Genomic DNA, 2,199 nt, shown 5'->3' on the forward strand with positions numbered 1-2,199 from the left:
TTCCATCTTATCGCCATCAGAATAATAGAACTTAGTTGTCGAGTAGTCTTTATACTCATATTCAGCACCTAAAGCCAATTGAGTTCCTACAGTATATCCCAAGCTCAGATTATAAGTCCATGGAGTGTTCATCTGATATTCTTGTTTCAAATCTCCATTATTCAAATAATCAAAGCTATCCACCGTTGTAGATACAACCTTATCTCCCTGATACAGATCGGAAACAAGACGGGCTGAAGTAGACCATGTCAAATTATAGAAAGTCGGGGTATGTATGGCAAGCCCGAGACGTAAAGGTGAATCCTCAAACGGACGAAGAATAGCACCAAGTTTAAAGTCAAAGCCGGCACCACTTACTTTATTGAAACTTTCCAAGATGTATCCGGAACCTGTCGGTTCTTCATTTCCTGTACGGAAATCTTCATCATATAATGTATACTTATTATAGTCCACATCATAAGCTCCTATCGTAAAGCCAAGATAGAAACGATCATTAAAGTTGAAAGAAACATTAAAATCAAATTGATTTACTCCTCCACTTTCCCGAGAACGGAATTCACGTAAATAAGGATAGTCACCGTCTCCTAAAATGCTTGTGTAGAAATTATAATTCTCATATAAAAGATTACCTTCCTCATCCTTTATTTGATTACCATCGGCATCATTATAAGGATAAGGTGTCTTATCAGTAGTTATTGAAGGATTTATCAGGTGTCCCTCCCATCCCAGTGCGGAAAGCCATCCGATATCATTTGCATTAAAAGGATTACTACCCTTCCACATTTCCGGTGTAATCCCATCGGACATAGCTGCCATCTGATAGGTCTGCGAATAACCATTCAAGTCTCCTGCCATAGTCATATTCCGATTGAAAGACTTTACTTTCTGATAATTAAAGGCAAAGTTTACATAACGTAATGACGTAACATTACCAACCTTGGTAGAAAACACAACACCTGCATTATCAAAGTTCCAACGGTTTTTTCCCATATTAAATGTCTGTCCGCCATATTTGCTTTCAACATCTGTAATCGAATAGCCGAAAGATGCTACTATATCGTTACTACGATAGATACCAATACCCGCAGGGTTCGTACCGATAGTGGAAATATCACCACCTAACGCTCCCATTGCGCCTCCCATACCTACGAAACGAGCAGTACCACTTAGATCTTTACTGGCTATATTCGTAGCATCGTATACCGTCTGTGCCCCTGCACCCATTGAGACGAACATAGCAAGGGCTGTTAGAGTCATTATCTTCTTCATAATTCATTCATTTTTGTGTGAAACACTTAACTTTTATCTTCTTCTGCTTGAGCCGCCACCGCCACCACTGGAACGTGTGGAACCTCCACCGCCACTGGAATAGCTACTGCCACTGGAACGGGAACTGCTTCCTGATGAATAACTGCTACTGGAAGAAGAACGAGTGGAAGGAGCACTATAAGACCGTGAGCTAGAAGAACGATTATTATCATTAGAGTAGCTGCGTGGAGCTGTTGAACTACCCCGGTTATAGGTACTGCTACTACGTGTTGAAGTACTTCTTACAGTGCCGCTACTTCCCGAAGATGATCTCGTTGAAGTACCACGAACCGTACTACCACTACGTACATTTCCTACATTGCTATTATAAGAAGAGCTGCTACGTGTACTACTTGGACGTGTATAGGTAGAACGTCTTGAGGAAGCTGCATCTGTGCGGGTTGACATTCCCGGACGTTCACCGGAAGAACGGGTTCCCACTACCCGACGGGTAGTTCCACTTTCTCCACGTCTTACTTGTCCACTTGTGCTTTGTCTGGTCGCACCTGTCACTCTACCAGTTCCGTCAGTACGCCGTGCAGTTGTCGTACTACGTGTTCCGCTGTAGCGCCTGTTCGTATATGTATCACGACTCCCCCAATGGTTGCCTCCCCAGTGTCCACCGCCACCGGGATACCAGCCACCGCCAGGATAATAATGATGGTGATGATGTCCCCATCCCCAACTCCAGCCACCGTAGAAACCGCCCCAGCCATAGGACCAGCCACCGTAACTGTAATAAGGTGAGTATCCACCCCAACCATAATAAGGATAGCCTCCCCATCCGTAGGAGTTATAACGCCAATCCCACCATAAGCGGTTAGAGAAAGTCGGGAAAGCATACGCATACATTCCGTCGGTATAAACGTTCCAGTCCCATGAATTCAGACC

General features: G+C 43.9%; 2 protein-coding genes. Both read right to left on the minus strand.

What is annotated here, in order from left to right:
* A partial coding sequence (locus tag BACCELL_RS22410; protein ID WP_007214388.1) for a hypothetical protein occupies window positions 1–1,269 on the minus strand: 1,269 nt, incomplete at its 3' end.
* A 33-nt stretch (window positions 1,270–1,302) separates the two neighbouring features.
* The coding region (locus tag BACCELL_RS22415; protein WP_007214389.1) for a hypothetical protein at window positions 1,303–2,199 on the minus strand (897 nt) is incomplete at its 5' end.

The organism is Bacteroides cellulosilyticus DSM 14838 (assembly GCF_000158035.1).
Taxonomy (GTDB): Bacteria; Bacteroidota; Bacteroidia; order Bacteroidales; family Bacteroidaceae; genus Bacteroides; species Bacteroides cellulosilyticus.